Source organism: Nonomuraea sp. NPDC048882 (assembly GCF_040649755.1).
GTDB lineage: Bacteria > Actinomycetota > Actinomycetes > Streptosporangiales > Streptosporangiaceae > Nonomuraea > Nonomuraea maheshkhaliensis.
Genome location: NZ_JBEZGB010000013.1, coordinates 185222 through 210969 on the forward strand (window position 1 = coordinate 185222; position 25748 = coordinate 210969).

The window sequence follows — 25748 nt, forward strand, 5'->3', positions numbered from 1 at the left end:
GCAAAATCCGTTCTCCGGAGCCAGATTATCCCCCTCTGACCGGGAAGAGACCGGCAACTACGATCGAGGTAGACGTCCGACGAGGAAGGCCACCGACATGTCCGATCAGACTTCCGTGCCCGCGGCGCTCGCCACCAGCGAGCGCGCGCCCGACCGCAACCTGGCGCTTGAGCTCGTCCGCGTCACGGAGGCGGCGGCGATGGCGGCGGCCCGGTGGGTCGGCCGGGGCGACAAGAACGGCGCGGACGGCGCCGCGGTCAACGCGATGCGCCAGTTGATCAGCACGGTCTCCATGAACGGCGTGGTCGTCATCGGCGAGGGCGAGAAGGATCACGCCCCGATGTTGTTCAACGGCGAGCACGTGGGCGACGGCAGCGGCCCCGACTGCGACGTGGCGGTCGACCCCATCGACGGCACCAGGCTGACCGCGCTGGGCATGCCGGACGCGGTGTCGGTCATCGCGGTGAGCGAGCGCGGCTCCATGTACGACCCGTCCGCGGTCTTCTACATGGAGAAGCTGGTCACCGGTCCCGAGGCGGCCGACGTGGTCGACATCGAGGCGCCGGTGTCCGTCAACATCGAGGCGGTCGCCAGGGCCAAGCACTGCTCGCCCTCCGACGTGACCGTGGTCGTGCTCGACCGGCCCCGGCACGAGCGGATGGTCAAGGAGATCAGGGAGACGGGCGCGCGGATCAAGTTCATCACCGACGGCGACGTGGCCGGCGCGATCATGGCGGCCCGCGCGGGCACCGGCATCGACCTGATGCTCGGCATCGGCGGCACGCCCGAGGGCATCGTGGCGGCGTGCGCGCTCAAGTGCCTGGGCGGCGTGATCCAGGGCAAGCTGTGGCCGCGCGACGACGCCGAGCGGAGCCGGGCGGTGGACGCCGGTCACGACCTGAGCCAGGTGCTCACCACGAACGACCTGGTCAAGTCCGACGACGTGTTCTTCGCGGCCACCGGCATCACGCACGGCGAGCTCATGCAGGGTGTACGGTTCCGGTCCGGCTCGGCGGTGACCGAGTCGCTGGTGATGCGCGGCCGGTCGGGCACGATCCGCAAGATCGAGAGCGAGCACCAGCTGTGGAAGCTGCGCGCGTACAGCGCGATCAACTTCGACACGGCCGGTTGAGCCCGCGCGGGCCGGCCCAGACCGGTCGGCTCATGGCGCCGGGCGCCCAGCCCCCTAGCGGCGGCGCTTGCGGCGGGGTGGTTCCTTGACCTTGACCTCGCCCGCGAAGTTCGTGGTGCGCACCTCCACCACCGGCGCCTCGGGCCCGGTGGGCTGCTTGGTCAGGCGGACCGTCTTGTCCTTGGTCACCCTGATCACTTCTAGCCCTTCTGGCACGTGGATCTCCAGCCCGCCGAAGACGAGGGTGGCGTTGATGATGATCCGCCGGTTCTGCAGGATCGCGTCGCGGAAGTCGAGCTTGGTGGTGCCGAACATGGCCGTCACCCCGAGCTCCGCCGGCACCACCCAGCGCCCGCCGCGCTGCTCCTTCTTGAAGATCGCCGAGACCGGCCGGCCGTCCAGGTTGAGCGGCTGCTGGTCGGCGGGCAGGAGGTCCCTCGTGAGCTCGGCCAGTTCGCCGAGTGTGCGGGCGGCGTAGAGCACGCCGAGCCGTTCCTCCAGCTCGTCCAGCGTGAGGCGCCCGTCGGCGTGCGCGTCCTGGAGCACCTGGGCGATGCGCTCCCTGTCGGCGTCGGAGGCGCGCAGCTCGTGCGGCTGGGGTACGTCGTCCGCTCCCTGCGGCCGGCGGGCGGACACCCACTCCTCGGCCAGCCGCTCGCCGACTTCCTGAAGTTTCGGCAACCACGATCCCGCGCGTTCGTTCACACTTCTGACGATATCTGGCGGTCGCGCCGTTCGCTCGTCCTGATTGGACAGGTGTCGATGGATTCCGGCGGGTAGTCCGGCAATCCTCTCTCGTGAGTTTCTCGTTCACGTCGGCGTGGCGATGGGCGCGCCGTACGGCGGGGGTTTTCTCACCGATTTCTTAGGAATCCTCCTTCGGGTACGGCCGTTGATCCGTACATAAGGGACCGGTCGAAGTGGGGTGTGCGCGTGCATCAACCAGCGCGATGGGGTCTCGGCGCGGCAGGCGCGGGCGTAGCCGTGATCCTGGGCCTGGACCTGGCGAGCTTCGACGAGATGGACCCGTTCAGGCGGACGATCAGCCAGCACGGCCTGGGCCCCGACGGCTGGATCTTCGCCCTCGGCGTGGGCCTGCTGGCGGTGGGTTCCGTGGCCATCGGGGTGTCGCTGGCGCGCAAGAGGCTGGCCGGGGTGTTCGGCACGATCGCGCTCATGGGCTGGAGCGCCGGGCTGCTGATGACGGCCTGGTTCGAGAAGCACGACTGGTCGGTCGGGCCCAGCCTGAGCGGCAGCATCCACCGGGTGGGCAGCTTCGTCGCCTTCCTCTGCCTGCCGCTGGCGGTGGTGATCATCGCCAGGCCCTGGCGGCGGGAGCGGTCGCGGGCGACGCTCGTGGCGTTCGGGTTCGGGATCTGCTCGGTGCTGTGGGTGGCGGGCATCGGCACGATGATGCTCGTCGGGGCCGCCGAAGGGGTGCCGTGGTATCGCGTCATGCCGTTGGGGCTGGTGGAGCGGGGTCTGGCGGTCAGTGAGGTGGCGGCGCTGCTCGCGCTCGGCGTCTGGGCCGCCGCCAGAGATCACTCGTTGCGTTCCGGTGCTGGCGGAGGGCCTGTGGCAGCGGCTAACCTGACCGCGCCTCACGTTTGATCTCCCCCCATCAGGAGGCCGCCGTGCCGTCCTTGCGTGATCGCCAGGCCCGCATCGCCACGTACGCCGTGTTCGCCGTACAAGGGCTGTCCCTCGCCACGCTGCTCGTCCAGATCGCGAATCTGCAGACCAAGCACCACCTCGACGAGGGCTCGCTCACACTGCTGCTGCTCATCGTGCCGGTGTTCGCCGGGGTGGGCAGCGTGGGGGCCGGGGCGTTCGCCGCCCGGTTCGGCAGCAGGCTGCTACTGCGGATCGCGCAGCCGGCGGTGGCCGCCGCCGTGGTGCTGGCGGGGTTCGCGCCGCAGGTGGCGCTGCTCGTGCCCGTGCTGCTGGTGTACGCGCTGGCGCTGGGCGCGGTGGACGCTGGCATGAACATGCAGGGCGTGGCGGTCGAGCGCAGGTACGGCCTCCATGTGCTCAACGGGTTCCACTGCGCGTGGAGCGCGCTCAGCATGGCCGGCGCGCTGTGGGCGTCGGCGGCGGCCACTCTCCCGCTCGAACTCATCATGACGCTGCCGATGCTGCTCGCCGTGGCCGGCTCCCTGATCTTCGGCCGCTCCCTCTACACGCCGGGCGAAGAGAAGCCCGAGACAGGGCCGGTGCACTTCGACGGCTTCCCGTGGCGGCCGATCATCCCGCTCTGCCTGGCCATGGCCTTCCTGTACGTCGGCGACGCGGCCGTCTCCAACTTCAGCTCCGTCTACATGCAGGGCGTGCTGACGGCCGAGCCCTGGGTGATCCCGCTGGCCTACGCCGCCTACCAGGCGACCACGCTGGCCGTCAGGCTCGGCGGCGACCTCGCCGTCAGGCGGTACGGGCCGGCCGCCATCGTCAGGGTCGGCGGCGTGATCGCGACAGTGGGCTTCGCGTGGGTCGTGCTGGCCCCGAACCAGCTGCTCGGGCTGGTCGCCTTCGGAGTGACCGGGGTGGGCCTCGCGGTGGTGGCGCCGCAGTCGTTCTCCGCGGCCGGCCGGCTCGACCCGGCCGGGACGGGGGTCGCCATCGCCCGGGTCAACCTGTTCAACTACGTCGGCTTCATCGTCGGCGCGGCGCTCGTGGGCGGCCTCGCGGAGGCCGCGAACATGCGCGTGGCCTTCGCCGCGCCGCTGGTGCTGGCCGCCGTCATCATCCTGCTGGCGCCCGGCTTCGAGCCGAGACGCACGACGGCCACCACCTGACGGGCCCCGGTCACGCCTGGAGTCGTACCTCGGCGACCTCGACGGGGCGGCCCTCACGCAGGGACAGGTCGGCGGCCTCGGCCACGTACAGGGCCTCCAGCGCGTCCGTGATCGTGCACGGGCTCGTGTCACCCGTCAGGAAGCAGTCGATCTCGTCCCGGTAGGCGGTCTCGAACCGGGCGACGAAGTCGGGCCAGGGCTTGTCCAGGCCGGGCAGGTCCTCGGTGGTGTACAGCGGGGCGCGCGGGCTGAGCCCGACAGCCTGCGTCCGCTTGGTGCCCGCCAGCTCCATGCGCACGTCGTACCCGCCGCCGTTGTAGCGCGAGCCCTGCAAGGTGGCGAGCGTGCCGTCGTCGAGCGTCAGCAGCGCGGCGCTGTTGTCCACGTCGCCCGCCTCCCGGAAGAACGGCGCGCCGCGGTTGGCTCCGCGCGCGTAGACGGAGGTCACCTCGCGGCCGGTCACCCAGCGCAGGATGTCGAAGTCGTGAATGTGGCAGTCGCGGAAGATGCCCCCCGACGTCGGCAGGTATTCGGCGGGCGGCGGCGCGGGGTCGGCCGTGATCAGGTGCACGCGGTGCACCTCGCCCAGCTCGCCGCGGCGCACCGCGTCCGCCGCCGCGACGTAGCCGGGGTCGAACCTGCGCTGGAAGCCGATCTGCACGCGGTGTCCCGCGCAGGCCCGCAGCACCTCGACGGTCGCGGCGACCGTCCCCGCCACCGGTTTCTCGCAGAACACGGGGACGCCTCTGGCGCACGCCTCAAGGATGAGGTCCGCGTGGGTGCTGGTCGGGGTGGCGATGACGACGGCGTCGGTCTCGAAGGGGTCCCCCGGTCTGCCGTACGGCGACGTGCGTACGGGATCGGCCACGATCAGCTCGTCCACGAGGGGATGCGCGGCCAGGGTCGCGGCGTGAAAGGCTCCGATCCGGCCCAGACCCAGCAGTCCCACCCGCATGACGCCTCCCGCTTTCTCGCGAAATACTCACTTATTCAGAGATTTGTCCTGACATGCTGACCTTCAACCCTCGTACCGCCTCGGCCGCCTTGTGCACGGGCAGCCGGGCGAAGCCCACCACCATGGCCGGCGGCCCCGCCGCCTCCCGCATCGGCCCCACCGCCTCGGCCGACAGGCCCAGCTCGCGCGCGGCCCGCACCGTACGCGGCTCGCCCCAGCCGTCCGGCAGCTCCAGGTAGAGGTGCAGCCCCGCGTCGATCCCCTTCACCCGCACCTCGGGCAGCTCCGCGCCCAGCGCCGTGACCAGCGCGTCCCTGCGCCGCCGGTACTCCCTGCGCATGCGCCGCAGGTGCTTGTCGTAGCCGCCGGTACGCAGGAAGTGGGCCAGCGCGTACTGCTCGATGACCGGCGAGCCCAGGTCCAGCTCGCCCCGCGCCCGCCGGATCGCCTCGGCCAGGTCGGGCGGCGCCGCCACCCAGCCCAGCCGCAGGCCGGGCGCGAGCGCCTTGCTCACGCTGCCCGACAGGATCACCCGGCCGGGCGCCAGCCCCTGGAGGCAGCCGACGGGGTCGCGGTCGAAGCGGAACTCGGCGTCGTAGTCGTCCTCCAGGATCGCCCGGTCGCCCGCGTACGCCCACTCCATCAGCGCGGCCCGGCGTGGCGGCGACAGCACCACACCCGTCGGGTACTGGTGCGCCGGCGTCACCAGCACGGCGTCCCCGCTCAGCCGCCGCACGTCGAGGCCCTGCTCGTCCACCGGCACCGGCACCAGCCGCGCGCCCGCCCGCCGCAGCAGCGGCACCTGCCGGTGGCTGGTCGGGTCCTCCACGGCCAGCCGGATCGGCCGCTGCTGGGTCAGCACGTGCAGGACCAGGCTCAGGCCCTGCGCCACGCCGCCCACGATGACGAGGTTCTCCGGGCGCACGTCGGCGGCCCTGACCCGCCGGAGGTAGCCGGCGAGCTCTTCGCGCAGCTCAGGCACGCCGCCAGGGTCCCCGTAATCGAGCGCGTCCGAGGGTACGGTGGTCAGGACATGCCTGACGGCCGCCAGCCAGCGTTCACGGGGGAAGTGGCTGAGGTCCGGGGAGGTGGGGCGATGACCGTAGTACGAGGTGCCCCTGGCGGGGGTCCTGCCAGGCCGGCCGGCCTGCTGATTGGCCCGCTGGTCGGGCCGGGGCCGCGCGGTGTCGCGCGGCTTGGGCACGCCACGCGCGTTCTTGGGGGTGACCTGGGTGCCGACGCCCACCCTGGAGATCAGGAAGCCCTCGGCGACCAGCTGCTCGTACGCCTCCACCACCACGCCCCTGGAGACCTGGAGGTCGGAGGCGAGATCGCGGGTGGCGGGCAGGCGAGTGCCGGGAGTGAGCCGCCCGCCCCGGATGGAGTCGCGCAGCTCAGCCGCGATCTGCCCGGCGATGGCCCCCTTGCCCCGCCTTATCTGGATATGGAGGTCAGCCATATTGGTCCTGTCTCTCGGCGGGACATTGGACTGTTTGAACGAACCATTGTCTCCCTAGCATCCTTCGCATGAGAAACGGCATCATCGGCGCCGCCTCGGCCATGTTCCTCGTCGGCACGCTGGCCGGCGTCTCGAAACTCGTCGAGGCGTACCCGATATACGGCGGCCAGGCCGTTCGGTATCTCGTCGGTTCGGTCATCCTGCTCCTCATAACGCGAGCGCTCGGCCTGCGGTTCGTCCGCATGACGGCGCGCGAGCTCCTGTGCCTGGGCGGGCTGACGCTCTTCGGCCTGGTGATCTTCAACGTGTGCGTGGTCGAGTCCACCCGCGCCTCGGGGCCCGCCCTGGTCGGCACCGTGCTCGGCACCGTGCCGCTGGCGCTCGCGCTGGCCGGCGGCCGGCCCGCCCCCCGGCTGCTGGCCGGCGCCGCCGTGGTCGTGGCCGGAGCCACCCTGGCCACCGGGCTCGGCAGCGGCGACACCGCCAGCCTGCTGTGGGCGCTCGGCGCGCTCGTCGGCGAGATCTGCTTCTCGCTGCTGGCCATCCCGCTGCTGCCCAAGCTGGGCGCGATCAGGGTGTCGGCCTACTCGACCGCGCTGGCCGTGCCCATGCTGGTCGTGGTGGGGCTGATCGACGCCGGTACGGACCTGGTCAGGGTGCCCACGCCGGCCGAGGCGCTCGGGTTCGCCTACCTGGCGGTCGTGGTCACCGTGATCGCCTTCTTCCTCTGGTACAGCTCACTGCCCAAGCTGGGGCCGGGGCGGGCGGGGCTGTTCGCGGGGCTCATCCCGGTGGGCGCCATCGTCACGGGCGCGGTGCTGGGGGTCGCAATGCCGTCGGCGTACGATCTGCTGGGCGCCGGGCTGGTCGTCGCCGGCATCCTGCTCGGGCTGGGCTCCGCGCGCTCGGGCGCCGAGGCTGCCGTACGGCCCTCGGAAGCCTGAGCCTTTCAGCCAAGAGCGTGCAAAGCCTGTGCCGGTCCGATGGTCGGGCCAAGGGAGCGTAATCTCTTGGAGGACCGAAAGGATGGACATGGGCGAGTTCGACTACACCGACCTGCTTCCACTGGGAGCCGACGAGACCGAATACCGGTTGATCACGTCGGAGGGGGTGCGGAAGGTCGAAGCGGCGGGGCGTACGTTCCTCGAAGTCGATCCTGAGGCGTTGCGGCTGCTCACCGAGACGGCCATCCACGACATCTCCCACTTCCTGCGTTCCTCGCACCTCGCCCAGCTCAGGAAGATCGTCGACGACCCCGAGTCCAGCGGCAACGACCGTTTCGTCGCCCTCGACCTGCTGAAGAACGCCTCCATCTCGGCCGGCGGCGTGCTGCCCATGTGCCAGGACACCGGCACCGCCATCGTCATGGGCAAGCGCGGCCGCCACGTGCTGACCGACGGCCTCGACGCCGAGCACGTCTCGCGCGGCGTGTACGACGCCTACACCAAGCTCAACCTGCGTTACTCGCAGATGGCTCCGCTCACCATGTGGGAGGAGAAGAACACCGGCAGCAACCTGCCCGCCCAGGTCGAGCTCTACGCCGAGGACCCCCACGGGCACCCCGACGAGTACAAGCTGCTGTTCATGGCCAAGGGCGGCGGCTCGGCCAACAAGTCGTTCCTGTACCAGGAGACCAAGGCCGTGCTCAACGAGAAGCGCATGCTGGCCTTCCTGGAGGAGAAGATCCGCTCGCTGGGCACGGCGGCCTGCCCGCCGTACCACCTGGCCATCGTCGTCGGGGGCACCTCCGCCGAATACGCGCTCAAGACCGCGAAATACGCCAGCGCCCGCTACCTCGACTCCATCCCCACCGAGGGCTCCGCGTCCGGGCACGGGTTCAGGGACCTGGAGATGGAGGCCAAGGTCTTCGAGCTGACCCAGAAGCTGGGCATCGGCGCGCAGTTCGGCGGCAAATACTTCTGCCACGACGTCCGCGTCATCCGCCTGCCCCGCCACGGCGCCTCCTGCCCGGTCGCCATCGCCGTCTCCTGCTCGGCCGACCGCCAGGCGCTGGCCAAGATCACGCCGGAGGGCGTCTTCCTGGAGAAGCTGGAGACCGACCCGGCCCGCTACCTGCCGGAGACGACCGACGAGCACCTCTCCGACGACGTCGTCCAGGTGGACCTCAACCGCCCCATGCCGGAAATCCTCGCCCAGCTCACGAAATATCCGGTCAAGACGCGCCTCTCGCTCACCGGCCCCCTCGTCGTCGCCCGTGACATCGCGCACGCCAAGATCGCCGAGCTCCTCGACAACGGCGGCGAGATGCCGCGATACCTCAAGGACCACGCCGTCTACTACGCCGGCCCCGCCAAGACCCCCGAGGGCTACGCCTCCGGCTCCTTCGGCCCGACGACGGCCGGGCGCATGGACTCCTACGTGGGGCGCTTCCAGGCGGCCGGCGGCTCGATGGTGATGCTGGCCAAGGGCAACCGCTCCAAGCAGGTCACCGAGGCGTGCCAGGAGCACGGCGGCTTCTACCTCGGCTCCATCGGCGGGCCCGCGGCTCGGCTGGCACAGGACTGCATCAAGAAGGTCGAGGTGCTCGAATATCCGGAGCTGGGGATGGAGGCGGTGTGGAAGATCGAGGTCGAGGACTTCCCCGCGTTCATCGTCGTCGACGACAAGGGCGAAGACTTCTTCACCGACAAGACCGGTCCGGTGCTGTCGATCGGCCGCCGCTGATCATCGCGCCGGCGTTTTGAGGGCCGGGCGGGTCAAGGGCCGGGCGGGTCGAAGCCGGTTGACCCGGTCAGAGACTGACCGGCCGGCCGGCGATCCGGCGGTGGCCGGGCGGCCGGGCGGTGGCCGGGCGGCCGGGCGGTGGCCGGGCGGTGGCCGAGTGGCCAGGCTGAGGCCCGGCAGGGGCCGGGTGGGTCAGAGGGCGAAGGGTGGCGGGTAGGCGATCGTGCCGGTGGGCACCGGTCGCCGGTCGTCGGGCACGAGCGCCATCATGGCCTCGTCGGGCACGTCGAAGGGCGCCCTGATGCCGTACGCGGAGGCGCGGACGAAGCCGAAGCGGGGGTAGTAAGCGGGGTGCCCGAGGACGAGCACCAGGGACTCACCGGCGTCGCGGGCCGCGGCGAGGCTCGCGGTGATCGCGGCGGAGCCGGCGCCCTGCCGCTGGAAGGCGGGCGACACGGCGCAGGGCGCGAGGGCCAGGGCGGGCGCCCCGGCGACGTGGCAGCGGGTGAGCAGCACGTGGCCTGCCACGCGCCCGTCGTGCTCGGCCACGATCGACAGGCCAGGCAGCCAGGAGGGGTCTTTACGGAGCGCGTCGACCAGGTCGGCTTCGAGCGCGGTCGGGAACGCCGCGAGCAGGACCTCGCGGATCGCCGGGAGGTCGCGCCGCTCCTCCGGCCTGGTGACCCAGGAGATGCTCACGCGGCCACCGGAGCCCGGTGCGGCGCCACGACGGAGCCGTCGGGCAGCAGCAGGCCGGTGTCGTCGAACAGCACGACGCCGTTGCAGAGAAGGCTCCAGCCCTGATCGGGGTGGGCCGAGATGACGTGCGACCGCTCACGGTCGAGGGAGTCGGCACTCGGGCAAGCGGGGTAGTGACTGCACATCGCGCACCTCTCAGATTGCGCTCCTGAATGCGGGTTTTCAAAAGGGCAGCTGGCGCCCTGACGGAGTGCGAAGGTCCAGAGCGGCTCTGGTCGACTTCTTCGGCCGCCGGCGAACCTGGATCTGGCGCATCTTCATCACGTCCTTCATCGGTCGTTGACTCGGTAGTGGACCTCGGAGCGGACCTCGGCGTATGCCCTCAGTCTGACGTTCGGGACCGACAGATTCCGGCCGTCTGTGGAGCTCGCCTTCTTTCTAGGCTCAACCATGCCCCCCGCCTCTTACGGCGCCCTTACAAGTCACTGACGGAGCCGGGTGTTTCCTGTAAGCCAGCCTGCCGTACGCCTGAAAGTCCTCTACCAGGCATCATGCACAAGATTTCGGCGAGTCGTTGTGCCGGACGACACACCTGCCCGATGAGCTGCGGAAACGCTCCGAGAGGGCCGGGCGGGAAAACGCGCCGGCGGGCGGGGCCGAGCCGCCCGAGCGGCGGGGCCGATCCGGCCCTTGCCGGCCCGCCGCGGGAGGACCTAGGTCGCAAGTCCGATGCAGTTGCGAATGACTTGCAATAGTGTCCTTTCATAGATCGACTTCGCAGATCCACAAGGAGGACCCATGGGGGACTACACCCTTCCCGACATGCCTTACGACTACTCCGCTCTCGAACCGGCCATCACCGGCGAGATCCTGGAGTTGCACCACGCCAAGCACCACGCCGCGTACGTGAAGGGCGCCAACGACACGCTCGAACGCCTCGCGGAGGCGCGCGACAAGGGCGAGTTCGGCGGCCTGGTCGGGCTGGAGAAGACGTTCGCGTTCAACCTGTCCGGCCATGTGCTGCACTCGATCTTCTGGGAGAATCTGTCACCGGACGGCGGCGACCGCCCCGACGGCCCGCTCGCGGACGCCATCGTGGAGCACTTCGGCACGTTCGAGGCGTTCCAGCGGCAGCTCACCACCGCGACCGCGTCGGTGCAGGGCTCCGGCTGGGGCGTGCTGGCCTGGGAGCCGCTCGGCCGCAGACTGGTCGTGGAGCAGGTCTACGACCACCACGGCAATGTCGGGATGAACACCACGCCGCTGCTCGTGTTCGACGCGTGGGAGCACGCGTACTACCTTCAGTATCGCAACGTGCGTCCGGACTACGTCGAGAAACTGTGGGGCCTCATCAACTGGGATGATGTGGCCTGGAGGTTTGCTGACGTGACGAGTCAGGCGGGTTGACTTAAGTTCGCAACAAATTATCGGCCCCGCCTCTACTGGTCGGTTTACACAAATAGGTAAGCTGCCTGGCATGCGTGCGCCCTCCGGTTACCTACTCGCCGCGCGCTATCGGCTCATGGAGCCGGTCGGTCGGGGCGGCATGGGCACCGTTTGGCGGGCACATGACGAGTTGCTTGACCGAGACGTGGCGGTCAAGGAAGTGCGGCTGCCGACCGTTCTCGACGAGGAGCTGCGCGCTGAGTTGTGCGCGCGCACCGAGCGCGAGGGCCGGGCCACCGCCATGGTCACGCACCCCTCGGTCATCACCGTGTTCGACGTGGTCACCGAGGACGACCGGCCGTGGATCGTGATGGAGCTGCTCCGGGCGAAGTCCCTCGAACAGCTCATCCAGGAACAAGGACCGCTCCACCCGCGCCGGGCCGCCGAGATCGGCCGGCAGATCCTCGGCGCGCTGCGGGCCGTGCACGCCAAGGGCATCCTGCACCGCGACGTCAAGCCGAGCAACGTGCTGGTGACCGAGGATCGCGCGGTGCTCACCGACTTCGGCCTGGCCGCACTCGAAGGTGACGTTTCCATCACCCAGGCGGGCATCGTTCTGGGGTCCGCGGGCTACATCGCTCCAGAGCGCGTGCTGGGCTCGAAGGCCAGCCCCGCCGGCGATCTGTGGTCGCTCGGCGCGACCCTCTACACCGCCGTCGAGGGCAGGGGGCTGCACGGCAGGCGTACGGCCGCCGCCGCGCTCGCGGCGCTCACCAGCGGCGAGCCGATCCCGATGACGAAGGCGGGGCCGCTGGCGCCCGTGCTCGACGCGCTGCTGCGCATCGACCCGGCGACGCGCCTCGACTCCGTACGCGCCTCGCTCATGCTGACCAGGGTCGCCGCGGGCGGATCCGCTGAAGAGCCGATGAGCCCGCGCCAGCCCACGCCCGCCACCCAGCCCGCCTTCGCGCGCAGGCCCTCGCACCGCGGGCTGCACCGGGCCGACGCTCCCCCGCCACCGCCCGTCAACGTGCCCTCGCCCCGGCAGGAACGCAAGCCCGGCGAGGGCGTCCACAGGAAGCGCGTCGAACCGCGGCCTACTCCATCGGCTTATGCTCGATTCAAAGCTACGGTGATAAAGTTGTGCCTTCCTCGACGGTTCTGGCCCAGAGAACTTCGCAAGCGAGGGTAAAGCACTTCCCAAGCGAGAATCGATATCTTCTTCTCATGCCGGAACAGCAGACACGCCTGCTCGCGGAGCGCTACGAGCTCATCTCCCCGCTCGGCCGGGGCACGATGGGCACGGTGTGGCGCGCTCGCGACCGCGCGCTCGGGCGCGAGGTGGCGGTCAAGGAAATCCGCCAGGACCCGGGACTCACCGAGGAACAGCGGGCCGAGCTGCGCGAACGCATGGTCCGCGAGGGGCGTATCGCCGCGCGGATCAGCCACCCGTCCGTGGCCTCCATCCACGACGTGCTGATCCAGGACGACAGCCCGTGGATCATCATGGAGCTGATCGAGGCCCGCTCGCTGGAGCAGGTGATCGAGGAGGAGGGTCCGCTGCCGCCGCGGCTCGTGGCGGAGATCGGCGTCGACCTGCTCGGGGCGCTGCGCGCGGCGCACGCCCAGGGCATCACCCACCGTGACGTCAAGCCCGGCAACGTGCTCATCACCGAGAGCGGCCGGGTGGTGCTGACCGACTTCGGCATCGCCAAGGCCGAGGGCGACTCGCGGCTGACGAAAACCGGCATGGTGATCGGATCACCCGGCTACACCGCCCCGGAACGCGCCAGGGGCGAATACACCGGCCCCGAGTCTGACATCTGGTCGCTCGGAGCCACCCTCTACTTCGCGGTCGAGGGACGTCCTGCCTACGAGCGGTCCACGATCGCGGAGACGCTGGCGGCGCTGCTCACCGAGAGCGCCGACCCGCCCACGCAGGCGGGGCAACTGCGGCCGGTGCTGAACGGGCTGCTGAGCAAGGACTATCGGCAGCGGCTCAACGCTGCCAAGGCGGAGACCCTGCTGCGCATGGTCGCCGACACCCCGACGAGCGAGATGCCGGTGCTCACGGCCGAGGCTCTTATGGCGCAGGAGGCCGCTTTGCCCGATCCGTTCGCCGCCCCGCAACCCCCCACCCAAGGAGGCCAGGGTCCCGGCGGCCGGGGCGTCCAGGGCGCGGCGGCCGCCCAGGCCGGAGGCCCTCACGGGCCGGCCGGTGCTGGCCAGGGCCCCGGGTCTGTTTCGGGCGGGCCGGGTGCCGGCGGCCCTGGTGCCGGTGGCCCCGGTTCCGGGGGGCCGGCGCAGGGCGCAGGCGGTCCCGGGCAGGGCGCGGGTGGTCCCGGACAGGGACGGCCCGGCGGGCCGGCTCAGGGCGCTCCTCCGTACGGTGGCGGCGCACCGGGGCAGGGCCCCGGCGGTCGTGGCGGCCCGCAGGCCGGCCACGGCGCACCGATGGGCGGCCCTCAGGCAGGCGGTCCGGGAGGCCCAGGAGGCCCGCAAGGACCCGGCGGCCCGGGAGGACGCGGTCCCGGCGGCCCCAACGCGTTCAACCCCCAGGGATCCGGCGGCCCCAACGCCCCGGGCGGACCGGGCGCCCCAGGGGGACCGGGCGGACCCGGTGGCCCCGGGGGCCGGGGCGGACCCCATGGCACGGGCGGCCAGGGCGGGCCCGGCGCACAGGGCGGACAGGGGCCCGGCCAGAGCGGGCCTCACCAGGGTGAGCCCGGTCAGGCAGCCCCGAACCAGGGTGGTCCGGGGCAGGGCGGGCCTAACCAGGGTGGTCCGGGGCAGCGGCCCGGAGCGCAGGGCGGGCAGCCGATGCGTGCTTCGAGCGCGCCGACCGTGCCCCACTCCACCTCCTCCGGCTACCCCCCGCAGGGCCAGCAGCAGCACTTCGGCGCCCAGCCGCAGACCGGCGGCACAGGCGGTACGGGCAGCGGCACCGGCGGCGGGGCGGGCAGCGGCGAGGGGTACGACCCCGAGCGCACGGTCAGCATCTCCCGTCCGAAGGGCCCCTTCCCCGCCCCGGGTTCCGACCAGGGCAGGCCGCCGCAGCGCGACGAGGGCTCGATGGCCACCACGCGCATCCCCTCGCAGCTTCCCGGAGCCCCCGGCCAGCAGGTCTACCCGCTGCCCGCCGACCGGCAGCAGCCGGGCCAGCAGCAGCCGGGTCAACAGCAGGCAGGCCAGCAGCCACCGGTGGGCCCGGGGGCCCAGCAGGCCGGCGCCCCGCAGGTGCCGTACGAGAGCCAGGGCCTCGGCACGGACCTGTTCTCCATCGCCGGCCAGCCGGAGCAGAAGCCCGCGGGCAACCGCAACGGCATGCTGGTGCTCATGGCGGTGGCCGCAGCGGCCGCCGTGGTGATCGCCGTCCTCATCGTGGCGCTCTTCTCCAGTTGACGCCGGCCGGCCCGAGCCCACCACGGGCGCCGGGCGGTGTCGTCCGAGGCGAACGCGCGGGCGTGAGCCAGACTGAAGTCATGAGCGAGTTCAGGATCGAACATGACTCGATGGGCGAGGTACGCGTGCCGGCGGGCGCGAAGTGGCGTGCGCAGACCCAGCGGGCGGTGGAGAACTTCCCGATCTCCGGACGCCCGCTGGAGCCGTCCCACATCGCCGCCCTCGGCCTGATCAAGGCCGTGGCCGCCGAGGTCAACGGCGAGCTGGGCGTGATCGACAAGGACATGGCGGAGGCGATCGCGCAGGCCGCCGCGGACGTGGCGGAGAACGAGCACGACTCCCACTTCCCGATCGACGTCTTCCAGACCGGCTCGGGCACCTCGTCCAACATGAACGCCAACGAGGTGATCGCGACGCTGGCCGAGGAGCGGCTGGGCCGGCCGGTGCATCCCAACGACCACGTGAACGCCTCGCAGTCGTCCAACGACGTCTTCCCGACCTCCATCCACGTGGCCGCGGCGACCGAGGTGAGCTACCACCTGGTGCCCTCGCTGCGGCACCTGGCGGAGGCGTTGCGGGCGAAGGCGATCGAGTTCGGCGGCGTGGTGAAGTCGGGGCGCACCCACCTGATGGACGCGACGCCGGTGACGCTGGGCCAGGAGTTCGGCGGGTACGCGACGCAGATCGAGCACGGCGTCGTCCGCGTGCTCGGGGCTCTGGAACACGTTCTGGAGCTGCCTCTGGGCGGCACCGCGGTGGGCACGGGGATCAACACGCCGCCGGGGTTCGCGCACGAGGCGATCGGCAAGCTGCGCGAGGCTACCGGGATCCCGTTCATCGAGGCCAGAGACCACTTCGAGGCCCAGAGCGCGCAGGACTCCATCGTGGAGTTGTCGGGGCAGCTCAAGGTGGTCGCGGTGTCACTCACAAAGATCGCCAACGATCTCCGGTGGATGGGCTCGGGGCCGCGGGCCGGGCTCGCCGAGATCAACCTGCCCGACCTGCAGCCCGGCTCGTCCATCATGCCCGGCAAGGTCAACCCGGTGATCCCCGAGGCCACGACCATGGTCGCGGCCCAGGTGATCGGCAACGACGCGGCGATCACGTTCGCGGGCGCCTCCGGCGTCTTCGAGCTGAACGTGCAACTGCCCGTCATCGCGCGCGGCATCCTGGAGTCGATCAGGCTGCTGGCCAACGTCTCACGCCTGCTCGCCGACCGCTGCGTCTCCGGCATCACCGCGAACGTCGAGCGCCTGCGCGAGTACGCCGAGTCGTCGCCGTCGATCGTCACCCCGCTGAACCGGTACGTGGGCTACGAGGAGGCCGCGAAGATCGCCAAGCAGGCTCTGGCGGAGCGCAAGACGATCAGGGAGGTCGTCATCGAACGCGGCCACGTGGCCGAGGGGCGGCTCACCGAGGAACAACTCGACGCCGCACTCGACGTCCTGTCGATGACCCACCCCTGAAAACGCACACGCCCGGCACGACGGTCGGGTCCGGATAACCGCCCGTCCGGACGGCGGCGGCCTCCTCGACGGTCAGCCGCCGGCGGGCCGGACGCGGGCGGCGGCCTGGGTGGCCTGGGCCCAGCGGGTGAGCAGCGACAGCGCGGCCCCTGAGTCGACGGCGTCCGCCGCCCGCTTACAGGCCGCCCCCAGGGCCGGCGTGAGCTCGGCCGCCGGCGGAGTGCCGTCGGCGGCCACCAGGGCGGCGGCCGCGTTCAGCAGCACGATGTCGCGCACCGGCCCCGCCTCGCCCGACAACACCGCGCGCGCCACGTCCGCGTTGTGCCGGGCGTCGCCGCCGCGCAGGTCGTCGAGGCGGGCGCGCGGGATGGACAGGTCGAGCGGGTCGAAGGTCGTGCGGGTGACGACGCCGCGGCGTACCACCCAGACCGTCGAGGGAGCGCAGGTCGTCAGCTCGTCGAGCCCGTCGTCGCCCCTGAAGACGAGCGAGGAGCCGCCGCGCTCGGCCAGCACGCCCGCGATGACCTCGGCCATCGCCGGCTGGAAGACCCCGACCGCCTGACTGGGCGGCAGGGCCGGGTTGGTCAGCGGGCCGAGGAAGTTGAACACCGTGGGGACGCCGAGCTGGCGGCGCGGCCCCGAGGTGCGTCTGAGCGCCGGGTTGAAGACGGGCGCGAAGCAGAACGTGATCCCGACCTCGTCCACCACCCTGACCACCGCGGCCGGCGGCAGGTCGACGACCACGCCGAGCTCTTCGAGCACGTCCGCCGCGCCCGCCGCCGACGAGGCGGCCCTGCCGCCGTGCTTGACCACCTTGGCGCCCGCCGCCGCGGCGACGACGGCGGCCATGGTGGAGACGTTGACGGTGTTGGCGCGGTCGCCCCCGGTGCCGACGAGGTCGACGGGGTTGCCGGAGACGCGGATCGCCGCCGATCCGGCCAGCATGCCGTCGGCCAGCCCGGCCACCTCGGCCACGCTCTCGCCCTTGGCGCGCAGCGCGACGGCGAACGCCGCGATCTGGGCGTCGGTGGCGCGGTCGGTCATGATCTGGTTCATCGCCCAGGCGGCCTGGCGGGAGGTCAGGGAAGCGCCGTCGAGCAGCGTGGTGAGAAGCCGTGGCCAGGTGAAGGCGGTGCCGGTCATGAGTGCCCTTTCTCGTCGGTGCTCGACGGGGGGACACCCACCTCAACGGTGACGGCCGCCTCGTCGAGGCGGCCGGGTGCGTATGCGCTGGATGGTCCGCCTAGGAGGCGGGCCACCACTGGGACGGATACGCGATCATGCGCTCAACATAGCAGACGCCGTAGATCCACATATCGCGTCGTCCATCTATGTCGCCCGCCCCCATGCTGCGTCACCCGGTCAGCGCTTAGGGTGCGGAGTATGGCGAAGCATCTCTCGGGTGAGCTGACGGGGCGCACCGCGCTGGTGACGGGGGCGGGAGGCGGCATCGGGGCGGCCTGCGCCCGGCGGCTGGCCGCGGCGGGGGCCAGGGTGCTGGTCGTGGACATGCGGGCCGAGCCCGCCGCGAAGGTGGCCGCCGAGGTGGGCGGCCTGGCCGTGGTGGCCGACCTGAGCGATCCCGGCTTCACGGCGGCGCTGCCTGACGAGCCCGTGGACATCGTGGTGAACAACGCCGGGTTCCAGCACGTGGCGCCGATCGAGGAGTTCCCGCCCGAGGTGTTCGGGACGATGCTCAGGGTGATGGTCGAGGCGCCGTTCCTGATCGCGCGCAAGGTGCTGCCCGGCATGTACGCCAGGGGCTGGGGGCGGTTCGTGAACATCTCGTCGGTGCACGGGCTGCGGGCGTCGCCGTTCAAGTCGGCCTACACCACGGCCAAGCACGGGCTGGAGGGGTTCTCCAAGGTCGTGGCGCTCGAAGGGGCGCCCCACGGGGTGACCTCGACCTGCGTCTGCCCCGCCTACGTACGCACCGGGCTGGTCGAGGCGCAGATCGAGGACCAGGCCAGGGTGCACGGCATAGCCCCCGACGAGGTCGTGAGCGACATCATGCTGGAGCCCGCGGCGATCAAACGCCTGATCGAGCCGGAGGAGGTGGCCGAGCTGGTCGCCTACCTGTGCGGCCCCAGCGGGTCCTTCATCACCGGGGTCTCTCTACCTGTGGACGGCGGCTGGACAGCACGGTGAGGGAGTGCCGTCCTCTGGAGGAGCGGAGAGAGCGAAGCGACCGGAGCGGGGGAAGAGGGCGGCATATGGCGACCGAACCCGCCGCACGCAGTGCGGCAAATTGGACATGTGATGCCTTCACTCACCCTGGAATTTCTTGAGCTGCTGGCGCGGGAGGCGTCGGCGGTCGAGTTCGAGGGGCCGATCATCCGGGCCAGGGCGGCCGGGGCGGACGCGGCGGCGATCGAGGAGCTGGAGCAGGCCAAGGTCGAGGCGCTCAAGGTACGCGACCTGCTCAAGCGGCGCGCCAGGCGCGAGACCGAGCTGTCGGCGCTCTACGACACGGCCGGCGACCTGGCCGCGCTGCGGGACCTGGACGCCGTCCTTGAGGCCATCGTGCACCGGGCCAGGCAGTTGCTGGCCACGGACGTCGCGTACATGACGCTGCACGATCCCGAGCGGGGCGACACCTACATGCGGGTCACCGACGGGTCGATCTCGGCCAAGTTCCGGGCGTTGCGGCTGGCCATGGGGGCGGGCCTCGGCGGGCTGGTGGCGCAGACGGCGACGCCGTACGCGACGGCCGACTACTTCGCCGACGCCAGGTTCCGTCACAAGGAGGACATCGACGAGGCGGTGACCGAGGAGGGCCTGGTCGCCATCCTGGGGGTGCCGCTGCGGCTGGGGCAGCGGGTGATCGGCGTGCTCATGGCGGCCAACCGCAGCGCGCGGCCGTTCCACCAGGAGGAGGTGTCGCTGCTGGCGAGCCTGGCCGCGCACGCCGCCGTCGCGATCGACAACGCCAGGCTGCTGCAGGAGACCAGGAACGCGCTGGAGGAGCTGTCGCGCGCGCACAGGACGGCGCGTGAGCACGGCCAGGCGGTCGAGCGGGCCGCCATGGCGCACGACAGGATGACCTCGCTGGTGCTGCGCGGCGGCGGGATCGAGGACGTGGCGGCCGTGGTGACGGACGTGCTGGGCGGCTCGCTGGCCGTGCTGGACGACCTGGGGCGGGCGATCGGCGGCGCGGCGGGCGAGCTGGCGGAGCCGGACGTGGGCGTGCTGGAGGCCGCGCAGGCGTCGCGGGCGCTGGGGCGTACAGTGCGCAGGGGCGATCTGCTGATCGCGTCCGTGGACGTCGGTGGTGAGCCGCTGTGCACGCTGGTGCTGCGCAGCGACGATGCCGACGAACGCATTCTTGAGCGGGCGGCGCTGGTGTGCGCGCTGCTGCTGCTGTTCCGCAGGAGCGTGGCGGAGGCGGAGGGCCGGGTCAGGGGCGAGCTGCTCGACGACCTGATCTCGCGGCCCGGCTCCCCCGGGCTCGCGGACCGGGCCAGGCGGCTCGGGGTGGATCTGGGCGCGCCGCACGTCGTCGTGGTGGTCAAGCACGGTGGCCAGCGGGAACGGGCCGCGTTCTGGGGCTCGGCGCAGGCCGCGATGCGGCACGGGCTGGCGGCGGGGCGGGGCGACGAGGTGGTGCTGCTGCTGCCAGGCGACAACGCGGGCGCCGTCGCCCAGCGGGCCGCCGCCGAGCTGTCCGCGTCGTTGCACAGCACGGCGACGGCGGGCGCCGCACCCGCCATCGGGCCTGCCGAGCCGTCACGGGGCGCGGCGGGCGACTCGCGCGCACGGGACGAACAGGGCGATTCGCGCGTACGGAACGTGGCCGCGGCCTACCAGGAGGCGCGGCGCTGCGCGGAGGCGCTCATCGCGCTGGGACGGGCCGGCGACGGCGCGAGCGCGGCCGAGCTGGGCTTCGTCGGGCTGCTGGTGGGCGACGGCCACGACGTGCGCGGATTCGTGGACCGGGTGATCGGCCCGGTGATCGACTACGACGCGCGCAGGGGCACGGCGCTGGCCGGCACGCTGGCGGCCTACTTCGGCACGGGCGGCTCGCCGTCCCGCGCGGCCGAGGCGCTGCACATCCACGTCAACACCGTCACGCAACGGCTCGACCGCGTCGGGAGGCTGCTGGGTGACGGCTGGCTGGAGCCGGAACGGGCGCTGGAGATCCAGCTCGCGCTCCGCCTGCACCGGCTCGGCCACACATCGACACGCAAGAGTATGGGTCCGGAAGCCATATGAGTGACACCGGTCACAACCTACGGTGACCGGCATGGCCACTTCCATCAAGAAGATCGTCGCCGCGAGCCTGATCGGCACCACCATCGAGTGGTACGACTTCTTCCTGTACGGCTCGGCAGCCGCCCTCGTGTTCAACAAGCTCTTCTTCCCCGAGTCCGACCCGTTGACCGGCACGCTGCTGGCATTCCTCACCTACGCGGTCGGCTTCGTCGCCCGGCCCCTGGGCGGCCTGGTCTTCGGCCACTTCGGCGACCGGATCGGCCGCAAGACGCTGCTGGTCGTCAGCCTGCTGACGATGGGTGCGGCGACGTTCCTGATCGGCTGCCTGCCGACGTACGAGACGCTGGGGCCGTCCGCGGCGCTGGTGCTGACGGCGCTGCGGCTCGTGCAGGGCTTCGCGCTCGGCGGCGAGTGGGGCGGCGCGGTGCTGATCGTCTCCGAGCACGGCGACACGGCGCGGCGCGGCTTCTGGGCCTCCTGGCCGCAGGCGGGCGCTCCCGGCGGGAACCTGCTGGCCACCGGCGTGCTGGCGGCGCTGGCCGCCTGGCAGTCGGACGAGGCGTTCCTGTCGTGGGGCTGGCGGGTGCCGTTCCTGCTGTCGGGCGTGCTGGTGCTGATCGGGCTGTGGATCCGGCTGACGATCACCGAGTCGCCGGTGTTCCAGCAGGCGCCGCCCGAGGAGCGGGCCCCGATCGTCGGGGTGCTCAAGCACCACTCCAAGGACGTGGTCATCGCGATCGGCGCGCGCCTGGCCGAGAACATCTCCTTCTACCTGCTGACCGTCTTCGTCATCACCTACGCCAAGCAGACCGGCATCGACAACTCGACCGTGCTGAACGCGGTGCTGATCTCCTCGGCCATCCACTTCGTCACGATCCCGATGTGGGGCGCGCTGTCCGACCGGTTCGGCCGCCGCCCGATCTACCTGTCGGGCGCCGCCGGCATCGGCGTGTGGATCTTCGCGTTCTTCCCGCTCGTGGACACGGGCAGCTTCCTCGCCATCACCCTGGCCGTCACCGTCGGCCTGCTCTTCCACGGCATGATGTACGGCCCGCAGGCAGCCTTCTTCTCCGAGCTGTTCGGCACCAGGACCCGCTACACCGGCGTCTCCATCGGCGCGCAGCTGTCGGCGATCGTGGCGGGCGCGCTGGCCCCGATCATCGCGGTGGCGCTGCTGCAGGCCTACGGGAGCAGTGTCCCCATCTCGATCTACCTTGGTCTGGCGGCGCTGCTCACCCTGGCCGCCGTCTACGCCGCCCGCGAGACGCGGGGCAGCGACCTGGCGGAAAGGATCAACGCGCGATGAAGATCACCACGTCGAGGCTCACCCAGAACGTCCTGACCGTCGAGGGCAGGACCACCGGCGAGCCCGTGCTGTTCGTGCACGGCAACGTCTCCTCCGGCGCCTTCTGGCGCGACACCATGGCCGCGCTGCCCGAGGGCTACCGGCCGCTCGCGGTGGACCTGCGCGGCTTCGGCGACACCGACCCCGCGCCGGTGGACGCCACCCGCGGGCTGCGCGACTACTCCGACGACGTGCTCGAACTGCTCGGCGCGCTCGATCTCGACCGGGTGCACCTGGTGGGCTGGAGCATGGGCGGAGGCATCGTCCTCCAGGCCCTGCGCGACCGCCCTCGGCTCGTCAGGAGCGTCACCCTGGTCAACCCCGTCTCCCCCTACGGTTTCGGCGGCACGGAGGACCTCAGCGGCCGGCTGACGCATCCTGACGGCGCGGGCGCGGGCGCCGGGGCGGCCAACCCCGACTTCGTGGCCCGGCTCAAGGCGGGCGACCTGTCGGACGAGTCCCCCACGTCGCCGAGAAACGTCTTCCGCTCCGCGTACGTGAAGAACGCGGTCCCCGACGAGGACTTCTACGTACGCGCCATACTCACCACCCGGGTGGGCGAGTCCCACTACCCCGGCGACGCCGCCACCTCCGACGCCTGGCCGGGCGTGGCCCCCGGCAAGGGCGGCGTGCTGAACGCCCTCGGCCCCACCCGCTTCCGCCTGGACGACCTGCACGAGATCGAGCCGAAGCCGCCCGTCCTGTGGATCAGGGGCGCCGACGACGTGATCGTCTCGGACACGTCGCTGTTCGACCTGGCCCACCTCGGCGCGCTCGGCGTCGTGCCCGGCTCCCCCGGCACGCCGGCCCAGCCCATGGTGGGGCAGACGCGGGCGGCGCTGGAGCGGTACGGGCCCTACCGGGAGGCGGTGCTCGACGACTGCGGCCACAGCCCGCACCTGGAGCGTCCTGAGGACTTCGTACGGCTGCTGACCGAGCACCTGAGGGAGGCGTAGATGCTGGTCGCGCTCACGCTCGTGGCGAGCTTACTGACGCCGCCCGGCCACCACCACCACCAGCTCACCGTGCCGGGCGCCGAACACGCCGAGATCGCCGTCCTGGACGACCTGACCACGGCGGGCACCGGCAAGACCGGCCACACCGACCCGGCCGACTGGGCGGGCCTGCACTCGGCCGCCACGGTCAACCCCACCGGCGTGCCCGGGGTCCAGATCGACGGCTACTTCCCCGACACCTCCCACGGCAACACCACGCACGGCTGGAACCACGACTCCCAGTTCGTCATCAGGCTGCCGCGCCGGTGGAACGGCGGCCTGGTCGTCGGCGGCACTCCTGGCAACAGGGAGCAGTACGCCAACGACTACACGATCTCCGACTGGGTGCTGGCCAAGGGATACGCCTTCGCCACCACCGACAAGGGCAACGTCGGCGTGGACTTCCACGAGGACGGCCGCCGCCCCGGCGACGCCATCGCCGAGTGGAACGAGCGCGTCACCGAGCTCACCGTGGCCGCCAAGGCCGTGGTCAGGCAGCACTACGGCAGGAAGCCCGCCCGTACGTACGCCGCGGGCATCTCCAACGGCGGCTACCTGGTGCGCTGGCAGCTGGAGAACCGGGGCCACCTCTACGACGGCGGCGTGGACTGGGAGGGCACGCTCTGGCGGGTCAAGGGCGACAACCTGCTGAACTTCCTGCCGCCCGCGCTGAAGGCGTATCCGGACGAGGCCGGGGTGCGGGCGGCCGGGTTCGCGGCGGGCTCTGAGTTCCTGTGGCCGTTCCACCAGCAGTACTACTGGGAGCTCACCCAGCAGCTCTACCAGAAGGAGCTGGACCCGTCCTACCAGGGCGCGGCGGCCGACTACGACTACGACCGGCGCAGGCCGTACGCGGCCATGGCGAAGATCGGGCTGACCGGCCGGATCACCAAGCCGCTGATCACCATCCACGGCACGCTGGACACGCTGCTGCCGATCTCGCGTGACTCGGACGTGTACGCGAAGATGGTCGGCCCGCACCGGCCCTTCCGGTATCACCGCGTCGAGGGCGGCAACCATCTGGACAGCCTGGTCGACCTCTACCCCGACCGGCTCACCCCGATGTTGCCCGCCTTCAGAAGCGCCTTCGAGGAGCTGGAGGCCTGGACCCGGCGGTGAAGAGCACCGGTCAGTCCGTGAGGTAGCGGTGGCGCCCTGCGCGTGCCCACCGGACGAGGTGGCGCGCGCCGGGCAGCCGCCGGCCGAGCCGGTGCAGCGCGGTGTCCCGGCCCATGGGCGAGCGGCGCTCGGGGTCGACGGCGGCGGCCGGGCGCACGCCGACCCTGCCCCTGCGCATCTCCAGCGCGAACCGCAGCCCGAACTCGCCCTCGGACGAGCGCAACGAGGACAGCCAGCCGCCGGGGCCGAGGTGCTCGACGCCGGGCATGATCCGTTTGACCGGCACCTTGGCCACGAGCTGGCCCGCGATCCTGCCCGGCACCCCGGCCTCGACCAGCGCGGGGGCGCTCACCTCGCGCCTCCGCCTGCCGGTGCCGCGCAGCACCAGCTCCAGTGCGGGGCCGCCGCTCGGCGGCACGTACGGCACCGGCAGCACGACGTAGAGGTGCTTGTCGAGTTGCTTGACCATCACCCCCGGCGACACGAGCGCGATCGACTCGGAGAACGAGCGCGGCTCGATGGCCAGGCCCAGCTCTCCGTTGTCGCTCCAGCACGGCACCACCAGCCGCATCCTGGGCCGCTGGGCCAGCACGCCCAGGCAATTGAGCGGGCCCTCGGGGCGGCTGACGCGGCTCCTGGCCTGGTTGGCCCCGCTGAACATCCGTACATGCACCTCCCACTGGCCGGGCCGCAGCGGCTCGCCCAGCGCGGCGCTGGTGATGTCCAGCCTGGTCTCGCCCTTGATCCGGACGCGGACCCGGCGGCGGCCGTCCTGGACGCGTTCGACGTGCTGCTCCAGCGGCAGGAAGTGCACGATGCCGGTCTCGGTGTGGCGTACGTAGAGCTCGACGCGGGCCCGTTCGACTGCGTCGGTGATGTCGGTGACGTCCTGCGGCAGCTTCTTGGTGTCCAGGGCGCGCGGCGGGATCCAGTGCAGGCGGTCGCCGTCCACGCGGTACCTGTCGGGCGCGCCGTCGCCGGCCATGACCTCCACGGTCAGGCCGAGCACGAGCACGTGGGCGTCCCAGCGCACCTCGGTGAGGTCGGCGCGCAGGCCGGCCCGTCTGGTCGCGTTCGCCATGAGCACGATCTGGTCGAGGCGTCCTGCGCGGGCGTACGCGGCCACCACGCGCAGCTGGACCGGGAGGTGGCGGTCGAGCCGCTCGGGGAAACGCCGGACCATGAGGTCCTGCACGACGCGGAAGTGCATGCCCCTGTCCACGGACGAGTCGGCGAACTTGCTGGTCACCAGCGGGCGCAGGACGGCGAAGCGGAGCCAGTAGGCGTACATGCGGTCGCGCTGGCGGCCCTCGCCGACGAAGGCGTCGATGTCGTCGAGCAGCGCGCTCAGCTCTCTCACGATCGCGCGGGGCTCCTCCTCGGCGGGCGGGCGCTCCCCGAGGTGGCAGCACACGTGCTCGGCCAGGACGGCGATGACCTTGGCGTGGAGGTAGGCGCGCAGCACGAACGCCTGCTCGCCGAGCCGGCCGCCGGGCACGGAGAAGCCCAGCTCGTGCTCCTCCAGGAAGGCGCGGCGGTAGAGCTGCTGCGGGAGGAGCAGCGTGAGCAGCCGGTCGCGCAGGATGTCGGCGCGGGCCGTGCTGCGCTCGAAGGCCGTCATCGGCGGCCCGTAGTCGCGGATGAGCCGGCCGACGAGCACGTCGGCGTCCGTCTCGACGGCGCGCTCGTACATGTGCGCGAGCGCGTCGCGTTCCAGGCGGTCGCCGGGGTCGAGGAAGTAGACGTACTCGCCGGTGGCCGCCGCCGCGCCGACGTTGCGGCCGCGCGACGGCGATCCCGTGTACGGCAGGTGCAGCACGCGTACGTGGTCGCGGACCGCGGCGATGGTGTCCAGGCGCTCGGCGATGCCGTCCGTGGACCCGTCGTCCACGACGATCACTTCGTATTCGTCCGCGGGCAGCGTCTGCTCCAGCATGGAGCGGATGCACGCGTCGGCGGTGTCACCCGGATTGTGGACATTGACGATCACACTGACCTTCACACCCATGCGGCCAGCGTGCGCCCGTATACAGGATCGGGCGTGGCGGCTTGCCGATTAGAGATGCAAAGTTGACCCGCTCCTGCAGATCCGTGGACTCAG

At 71.6% G+C, this 25748-nt stretch carries 21 protein-coding genes; 14 read left to right on the plus strand and 7 right to left on the minus strand.

The features are described from left to right. Window positions 1–97 precede the first annotated feature (97 nt). Window positions 98–1132, plus strand: coding sequence for a class II fructose-bisphosphatase (gene glpX / locus AB0C27_RS38585; protein WP_357854940.1), 1035 nt, complete (start codon window positions 98–100; stop codon window positions 1130–1132). A gap of 54 nt (window positions 1133–1186) precedes the next feature. Here glpX and AB0C27_RS38590 read toward each other — a convergent pair whose 3' ends face one another. Continuing rightward, entirely contained in the window at window positions 1187–1837 is a 651-nt protein-coding gene (locus AB0C27_RS38590; protein ID WP_357854943.1) for a DUF1707 domain-containing protein, read from the minus strand. Between the two features lie 228 nt (window positions 1838–2065). Here AB0C27_RS38590 and AB0C27_RS38595 point away from each other — a divergent pair, with 228 nt between their 5' ends. Further along, window positions 2066–2743, plus strand: a complete 678-nt coding sequence (locus AB0C27_RS38595; protein ID WP_357854946.1) for a DUF998 domain-containing protein — start codon at window positions 2066–2068, stop codon at window positions 2741–2743. A gap of 23 nt (window positions 2744–2766) precedes the next feature. Next, entirely contained in the window at window positions 2767–3924 is a 1158-nt protein-coding gene (locus tag AB0C27_RS38600; RefSeq protein ID WP_357854949.1) for an MFS transporter, read from the plus strand. Window positions 3925–3934: 10 nt separating this feature from the next. Here AB0C27_RS38600 and AB0C27_RS38605 read toward each other — a convergent pair whose 3' ends face one another. Together AB0C27_RS38605 and AB0C27_RS38610 are read right to left on the minus strand one after the other, a co-directional pair. Beyond that, window positions 3935–4879 (minus strand): Gfo/Idh/MocA family oxidoreductase, encoded by a 945-nt coding sequence (locus AB0C27_RS38605; protein WP_357854952.1) that lies wholly within the window; start codon window positions 4877–4879, stop codon window positions 3935–3937. Window positions 4880–4910: 31 nt separating this feature from the next. Beyond that, window positions 4911–6338, minus strand: coding sequence for a PLP-dependent aminotransferase family protein (locus tag AB0C27_RS38610; RefSeq protein ID WP_357854955.1), 1428 nt, complete (start codon window positions 6336–6338; stop codon window positions 4911–4913). 68 nt (window positions 6339–6406) lie between these two features. Here AB0C27_RS38610 and AB0C27_RS38615 point away from each other — a divergent pair, with 68 nt between their 5' ends. Both AB0C27_RS38615 and AB0C27_RS38620 read left to right on the plus strand, forming a co-directional pair. Then, window positions 6407–7282, plus strand: coding sequence for a DMT family transporter (locus AB0C27_RS38615; protein ID WP_357854958.1), 876 nt, complete (start codon window positions 6407–6409; stop codon window positions 7280–7282). A gap of 88 nt (window positions 7283–7370) precedes the next feature. After that, a complete protein-coding gene (locus AB0C27_RS38620; protein WP_357854961.1) occupies window positions 7371–9023 on the plus strand; it encodes a fumarate hydratase in 1653 nt (550 codons plus the stop codon). Window positions 9024–9215: 192 nt separating this feature from the next. Here AB0C27_RS38620 and AB0C27_RS38625 read toward each other — a convergent pair whose 3' ends face one another. Then, window positions 9216–9722, minus strand: coding sequence for an N-acetyltransferase (locus tag AB0C27_RS38625; protein ID WP_357854964.1), 507 nt, complete (start codon window positions 9720–9722; stop codon window positions 9216–9218). Further along, on the minus strand, window positions 9719–9907 hold the full coding sequence (locus AB0C27_RS38630) for a DUF5999 family protein (RefSeq protein WP_253757104.1): 189 nt from the start codon (window positions 9905–9907) through the stop codon (window positions 9719–9721). Before AB0C27_RS38630 ends, AB0C27_RS38625 begins: the two co-directional genes overlap by 4 nt. Before the next feature lie 613 nt (window positions 9908–10520). On the opposite strand from AB0C27_RS38630, the gene AB0C27_RS38635 reads away from it, so the two are divergent. The 4 genes from AB0C27_RS38635 to AB0C27_RS38650 all read left to right on the plus strand — a co-directional run bounded on the left by AB0C27_RS38635 (window position 10521) and on the right by AB0C27_RS38650 (window position 15976). Further along, window positions 10521–11129, plus strand: a complete 609-nt coding sequence (locus AB0C27_RS38635; RefSeq protein WP_357854968.1) for a superoxide dismutase — start codon at window positions 10521–10523, stop codon at window positions 11127–11129. A gap of 70 nt (window positions 11130–11199) precedes the next feature. Beyond that, the gene (locus AB0C27_RS38640) at window positions 11200–12300 is read left to right on the plus strand and encodes a serine/threonine-protein kinase (protein WP_357854971.1); all 1101 of its coding nucleotides are present in this window, start codon (window positions 11200–11202) and stop codon (window positions 12298–12300) included. A 35-nt stretch (window positions 12301–12335) separates the two neighbouring features. After that, window positions 12336–14510 (plus strand): serine/threonine-protein kinase, encoded by a 2175-nt coding sequence (locus tag AB0C27_RS38645; protein ID WP_357854974.1) that lies wholly within the window; start codon window positions 12336–12338, stop codon window positions 14508–14510. Between the two features lie 80 nt (window positions 14511–14590). Beyond that, window positions 14591–15976, plus strand: a complete 1386-nt coding sequence (locus AB0C27_RS38650; protein WP_357854977.1) for a class II fumarate hydratase — start codon at window positions 14591–14593, stop codon at window positions 15974–15976. 72 nt (window positions 15977–16048) lie between these two features. Here the strand turns inward: AB0C27_RS38650 and trpD are convergent, their stop codons facing one another. Continuing rightward, a complete protein-coding gene (trpD, locus tag AB0C27_RS38655; RefSeq protein WP_357854980.1) occupies window positions 16049–17119 on the minus strand; it encodes an anthranilate phosphoribosyltransferase in 1071 nt (356 codons plus the stop codon). Window positions 17120–17359: 240 nt separating this feature from the next. Here trpD and AB0C27_RS38660 point away from each other — a divergent pair, with 240 nt between their 5' ends. The 5 genes from AB0C27_RS38660 to AB0C27_RS38680 all read left to right on the plus strand — a co-directional run bounded on the left by AB0C27_RS38660 (window position 17360) and on the right by AB0C27_RS38680 (window position 23647). Further along, complete coding sequence (locus tag AB0C27_RS38660) at window positions 17360–18124, plus strand: 3-hydroxybutyrate dehydrogenase (RefSeq protein WP_357854983.1); 765 nt, start codon at window positions 17360–17362, stop codon at window positions 18122–18124. A gap of 111 nt (window positions 18125–18235) precedes the next feature. Further along, a complete protein-coding gene (locus tag AB0C27_RS38665; protein WP_357854986.1) occupies window positions 18236–20188 on the plus strand; it encodes a GAF domain-containing protein in 1953 nt (650 codons plus the stop codon). A 31-nt stretch (window positions 20189–20219) separates the two neighbouring features. Then, window positions 20220–21494 carry an MFS transporter gene (locus tag AB0C27_RS38670; protein ID WP_357854989.1) on the plus strand — a complete coding sequence of 425 codons (1275 nt, stop codon included), beginning with the start codon at window positions 20220–20222 and terminating at the stop codon, window positions 21492–21494. After that, window positions 21491–22489: an alpha/beta hydrolase gene (locus tag AB0C27_RS38675; RefSeq protein WP_357854992.1), complete on the plus strand. Its 999-nt coding sequence runs from the start codon at window positions 21491–21493 to the stop codon at window positions 22487–22489. The genes AB0C27_RS38670 and AB0C27_RS38675 overlap by 4 nt, the downstream gene beginning before the upstream one ends. Further along, window positions 22490–23647: a tannase/feruloyl esterase family alpha/beta hydrolase gene (locus AB0C27_RS38680; RefSeq protein WP_357854995.1), complete on the plus strand. Its 1158-nt coding sequence runs from the start codon at window positions 22490–22492 to the stop codon at window positions 23645–23647. A gap of 10 nt (window positions 23648–23657) precedes the next feature. Here the strand turns inward: AB0C27_RS38680 and AB0C27_RS38685 are convergent, their stop codons facing one another. Then, window positions 23658–25655, minus strand: coding sequence for a glycosyltransferase family 2 protein (locus AB0C27_RS38685; protein WP_357854998.1), 1998 nt, complete (start codon window positions 25653–25655; stop codon window positions 23658–23660). Window positions 25656–25748: the final 93 nt, after the last annotated feature.

Coding starts and splice junctions, on each gene's coding strand:
- glpX (WP_357854940.1), top strand. CDS start 98: ATGTCCGATCAGACTTCCGTGCCCGCGGCGCTCGCCACCAGCGAGCGC.
- AB0C27_RS38605 (WP_357854952.1), bottom strand. CDS start 4,879: ATGCGGGTGGGACTGCTGGGTCTGGGCCGGATCGGAGCCTTTCACGCC.
- AB0C27_RS38610 (WP_357854955.1), bottom strand. CDS start 6,338: ATGGCTGACCTCCATATCCAGATAAGGCGGGGCAAGGGGGCCATCGCC.
- AB0C27_RS38615 (WP_357854958.1), top strand. CDS start 6,407: ATGAGAAACGGCATCATCGGCGCCGCCTCGGCCATGTTCCTCGTCGGC.
- AB0C27_RS38620 (WP_357854961.1), top strand. CDS start 7,371: ATGGGCGAGTTCGACTACACCGACCTGCTTCCACTGGGAGCCGACGAG.
- AB0C27_RS38630 (WP_253757104.1), bottom strand. CDS start 9,907: ATGTGCAGTCACTACCCCGCTTGCCCGAGTGCCGACTCCCTCGACCGT.
- AB0C27_RS38635 (WP_357854968.1), top strand. CDS start 10,521: ATGGGGGACTACACCCTTCCCGACATGCCTTACGACTACTCCGCTCTC.
- AB0C27_RS38640 (WP_357854971.1), top strand. CDS start 11,200: ATGCGTGCGCCCTCCGGTTACCTACTCGCCGCGCGCTATCGGCTCATG.
- AB0C27_RS38645 (WP_357854974.1), top strand. CDS start 12,336: ATGCCGGAACAGCAGACACGCCTGCTCGCGGAGCGCTACGAGCTCATC.
- AB0C27_RS38650 (WP_357854977.1), top strand. CDS start 14,591: ATGAGCGAGTTCAGGATCGAACATGACTCGATGGGCGAGGTACGCGTG.
- trpD (WP_357854980.1), bottom strand. CDS start 17,119: ATGACCGGCACCGCCTTCACCTGGCCACGGCTTCTCACCACGCTGCTC.
- AB0C27_RS38660 (WP_357854983.1), top strand. CDS start 17,360: ATGGCGAAGCATCTCTCGGGTGAGCTGACGGGGCGCACCGCGCTGGTG.
- AB0C27_RS38665 (WP_357854986.1), top strand. CDS start 18,236: ATGCCTTCACTCACCCTGGAATTTCTTGAGCTGCTGGCGCGGGAGGCG.
- AB0C27_RS38670 (WP_357854989.1), top strand. CDS start 20,220: ATGGCCACTTCCATCAAGAAGATCGTCGCCGCGAGCCTGATCGGCACC.
- AB0C27_RS38675 (WP_357854992.1), top strand. CDS start 21,491: ATGAAGATCACCACGTCGAGGCTCACCCAGAACGTCCTGACCGTCGAG.
- AB0C27_RS38680 (WP_357854995.1), top strand. CDS start 22,490: ATGCTGGTCGCGCTCACGCTCGTGGCGAGCTTACTGACGCCGCCCGGC.
- AB0C27_RS38685 (WP_357854998.1), bottom strand. CDS start 25,655: ATGGGTGTGAAGGTCAGTGTGATCGTCAATGTCCACAATCCGGGTGAC.